General features: G+C 59.7%; 6 protein-coding genes and 1 pseudogene. 1 reads left to right on the top strand and 6 read right to left on the bottom strand.

Features of this window, described 5'->3' with window-relative positions:
* The 4 genes and pseudogenes from ACFHW1_RS28460 to ACFHW1_RS28445 all read right to left on the bottom strand — a co-directional run.
* Window positions 1-232: pseudogene (locus ACFHW1_RS28460) on the bottom strand (RHS repeat-associated core domain-containing protein); the annotation flags it as partial.
* Window positions 233-252: 20 nt separating this feature from the next.
* Window positions 253-708 carry a DUF4265 domain-containing protein gene (locus ACFHW1_RS28455; protein ID WP_416616647.1) on the bottom strand — a complete coding sequence of 152 codons (456 nt, stop codon included), beginning with the start codon at window positions 706-708 and terminating at the stop codon, window positions 253-255.
* A gap of 156 nt (window positions 709-864) precedes the next feature.
* Entirely contained in the window at window positions 865-1416 is a 552-nt protein-coding gene (locus ACFHW1_RS28450) for a hypothetical protein (RefSeq protein WP_416616645.1), read from the bottom strand.
* 172 nt (window positions 1417-1588) lie between these two features.
* The gene (locus tag ACFHW1_RS28445; protein ID WP_416616643.1) at window positions 1589-2053 is read right to left on the bottom strand and encodes a polymorphic toxin-type HINT domain-containing protein; all 465 of its coding nucleotides are present in this window, start codon (window positions 2051-2053) and stop codon (window positions 1589-1591) included.
* Between the two features lie 172 nt (window positions 2054-2225).
* Between ACFHW1_RS28445 and ACFHW1_RS28440 the strand changes: the two genes are divergently transcribed.
* On the top strand, window positions 2226-2438 hold the full coding sequence (locus ACFHW1_RS28440; RefSeq protein WP_416569454.1) for a hypothetical protein: 213 nt from the start codon (window positions 2226-2228) through the stop codon (window positions 2436-2438).
* Between the two features lie 82 nt (window positions 2439-2520).
* On the opposite strand, the gene ACFHW1_RS28435 is transcribed toward ACFHW1_RS28440, so the two are convergent.
* Together ACFHW1_RS28435 and ACFHW1_RS28430 are read right to left on the bottom strand one after the other, a co-directional pair.
* Window positions 2521-2943, bottom strand: coding sequence for a hypothetical protein (locus ACFHW1_RS28435; RefSeq protein ID WP_416616641.1), 423 nt, complete (start codon window positions 2941-2943; stop codon window positions 2521-2523).
* On the bottom strand, window positions 2940-3901 hold a 962-nt coding region (locus ACFHW1_RS28430; RefSeq protein ID WP_416616637.1), incomplete at its 5' end, for a polymorphic toxin-type HINT domain-containing protein. The genes ACFHW1_RS28435 and ACFHW1_RS28430, both read right to left, overlap by 4 nt.

Raw genomic sequence — 3901 nt, 5'->3', positions numbered from 1 at the left:
TCGCATACGCGTACCCGTGCATCTGCTGCGGATCACTCACATCGATGATCGGATCCACCGAGATGAACCGACCAGTCTGCGGGTCATACTCCCGCGCACCCAGATGCGTCAACCCCGTCGACACATCCTGCGTACCACCGACGAAGCCCTTCTCACCCAACCACTGACCAACCCCCGGCTGAGTGCCACGCGCAGTGCCGAACGGCGCCATCCGCCGATGCGTGATCTGCCCGGTCGCCCCGATCAGCTACCTCACGGGAATTCAGGCAGCTGCGCCTGATGGAGCGTTGAGATGGCACTCTCCTGAACCCCGACAAGACCTTCATTTTTCAACTTGATCAGCTCCACTCTAAGGTTCAGGTAGCTTATTGATGGTGCCACATCGACTGCAATGTAGTCCTCGGTCCCAACCTCCCATGGGCACCCGTGATCAACCAGCAACTGTTCAGCGCGCCGACGACCCTCTGCCGCCTTAAAGAGAAGTCGGACTGTTGAGTGCCCGGACTCTTTAACAAGTTTCTTGAATACAATTTCCCTTCGTTCGTCGTCAGGACGGACAAGAATTATGTCGCCATAGGATACTCCTTTAGCATAGAAAGGCGTATTCATGACTTTCAGATGCAACCGAAGATCGGTTTTGGCAGCCCACACCCGCTCAACCATAAACGGAGGCCACCCACTGCCTTCTTGTGGCAGATCGAACGCCACACGAAAAACCTTATCCCCCTCACCTACCACCTACGCGCTCGGCCAGCCGACGCGGGTACCGAGCCCATCGACCTCGATCACGCCGCCACGCCGACAGAAGTCAGCTTTCAACCTCTGTAGTATCGATACGTACAGATTAGGGCAGACAGGATCGCGCTAATGCAGACCGCGGTCGATTTCCGCCAATGCCGCCTGAACACCAGGCGAGGAATCCTTATTGCGACAAGCAGAGAATATCATGAATTTCCGTTGGTCGTCGTCCTCGACTTTCTGTAGAATCAAGAGCGCCAGCTCTCTCACCTCACTGTCGTCATCAGTAAGCCAACCATAAAAGAGCCACACCGCACCCATCGCGAGATGGCTACACCTGGCCACTATATCGACGTTTTCCTCGGCATTCTCCAGACTATGTGGCTGACCAAAAACAATCTGCTGTATAAGTTCCGCCACAGCCCGCCGTCTCGGGCCTGACGGAATGACTGACGCCATCGAAAGCAAAGCCTGCAGCGTAGGCACCGCCGACTCGTAAAGTTGCCCCTGCACGACGGCTTCGTTGTCAATCTGCCAGTAAGCACGCCGCGCCTCATCCTCGGAGGACGCTTCCCATAGATCATTAAGCGCCCGAGGGATGCCACCGCCGTTACCAGAGTCAGCCCTTAAGGCAGCCCAGTTTACCGACTCAATGAGAGCTCGCGTTACAAAGTTCACGGTACAACCTCCAGGCCCCAAGATCCTCCCGGCTTCACCAAGGTGCCCGACGGGAATTGCGATGGCCGATAGGTATCTTGACAGCGGTGACAGATCGGAACCTGTCTACCAGTACGCGGCCGAACCGCTTCAGTGAATTCCACGTCCCGAGGATCGATACCAAGCTGCCGGGCTACATCGTCCTCAGCACAGCCGACCGGTTACTGCTGCAGCCTGCGGCAACCCGTCCCGTCGCGGGATCTCTGCCGCCCGTCACCGTCGGCTTACTCCGACCTACTTCCTCAGCAAGGGAATCACGGGCCGCGCGAGCTTCGTCAAGCGGATCACCCGGCCCGCAATTTGCGTTATGCACCAGGACCGGCGTGTTGCCGGCCACCACATAGTACGTGTGGATGTCGGCGATGGTGAGGTTGTGTACCCGTGTCGCCTCGGTACGGTGCTCGACCGCGGTGATCTGGACCCACGTGCCGGCGGAGGTCTGCAACCACTGCCCGACCGCAAGGTCTGCCGCGTCGACCCACTCCGACAGCCCCGGCACCCAGAACGGATGCCCGTCCGTCGCCGTGATCACGGCCTCGACCCACTTGACCGCCGTCTCACCGGTCTCCGGATCCGTGGCGAGAACCTCCTCACCCACCTCAAGATCCTCAATCGGCTTACTACCCCCACCGGCCATCACCACCCGGGTCCCCGACACGAAACTGTTCGGAACCGGACACGACGCACCCGCCAGGACCCGATCAGCCCACTTCGTGTCGTCACGCCACTTCAACAACTGACGACCGACCCGCGTCACCGCGGAGATGAACTTGTCCGCCTTCCGAACCAGACCGATCGCCTTCGTCCACGGAATCAAGTCCAACAACGCCCACGCACACGCCGCGGCCCACCCATCCGCCTGGTTCACCGGCTACCGCCGGCTGACCATCCGCTACGAACGCGACCCCGGCCTGTACTGCGCATTCGTCACCCTCGCCGCCGCCCTCACCTGCCACAAGCGCTACATCACACTCACCACCTGAGACACGCTCTTACAGTCCCCGCCACGGTTTGCGAGCCCTTATTCGGCCACAATGGACGCGACCGCCTACCTCCTGCCGCGAATCAGGCTTGACCACTGGATCGATCGTCGAGCTTGAAGAAGCGGAATACGAACGCCCTCTGTTCCGCGACGGTCACCACCTCGTCTGGGCTGGCCGGCGCGAGGACGTCCACAATTTCAGAATCAGCTAGAGACTGCTTATCCGTCAAAACGTAGGCTTGCCTGCCGCCACTGAACTGTTGGAGCATTCCAGACGCGAAGACGTTGACGCGAGCACCTTGGCAACATAGAAGCTGCCCCTCTTGTTCAAGTATCAGTCTGGCATTCATCAAAGCCACAAAGACATTGTCACCCGAACCACTGCCGAGATCTCTACCCTCCAACTCGACAGAGAGCATCGGTCGTGGCGCCAACTCCAAGGCCAGCTTAACCCGACGTAACGAGCCGTCACGGGCAACAGCCTGGAGCTCGACCGTTTCGATCATCGTCGTCCCCTAAGATTTGGGTTGGAGCGGAAGGTTCCATCTGGCATTCGGCAGCCAACGATACATTCGGTAGGAACGCGTCCCGGAACGGCGATCTCCCTCTCATGTGCCATCCTGTTGCCAGGAATTGCTTTGTTGACATCAATGCCATCGACGCCTCGGATGCGGTAGACATACCCGCCTCTGGAAATCGCGTGAGCTTCACTTGTTGTGGTAGATACGTAACCAGAAGCTGGCGTATAGGTGCCGGACACGCCGGCCACATGTTCTTCAAGGTCCATATTCGACCCACGCGGCTCAAAGCCCGTCTCAAAGATCTCATCTGGGCCACGGGTATCGCTTCGGAAGGTGTCACCACAGTTGTGCACCAGCACCGGCGTGGTGCCGGCTATCACATGGTACGTGTGGATGTCGTCGACGGTGAGGTTGTGGACCGTACGGGTCTCGGACCACTGACGCACGGCGGTGACCTGGACCCACGTACCAGCTGAGGTCTGCAACCACTGCCCGGCCTCAAGCTCGGCGGCGTCGAGCCACTCGCCCACCTCCGGCACCCAGAACGGATGACCGTCGGTGGCGATCAGGGCGCCTTCAGCCTCGCCGCGGTCGCCGTCGACGCCAACAGTGATCTCCACCAGATCCTTGGCGCCATCGCCAGTGATGGTAGCGACGACCGCCTTAGCCGCCGTCTCACCAGACTCCGGATCAGTCGCCAGCACCAATTCACCGACGCCGATTTCGTCGATCGGTTTCGTCGAACCATCGGCGAGCAGCACCAACGTGCCCGGCACGAAACTGTTCGACACCGGACAACTACCCAGGTCGTCGAGCTTCTTTCGGCTGGAGAAGAACGTCCCCACCGCGTCCTTCAACTTCCCGCCCAGGTTCCACAACCGCTCCCCGAGCGCCTTCAACCTCATCGGCTTCAACCCGTAACGGGCCAACAACTTCCCCGCGG

Origin of the sequence: Micromonospora sp. LOL_014, from assembly GCF_048060245.1 — a bacterium.
GTDB lineage: Bacteria > Actinomycetota > Actinomycetes > Mycobacteriales > Micromonosporaceae > Micromonospora_E.
This window is presented reverse-complemented; position numbering and strand designations above follow the sequence as displayed.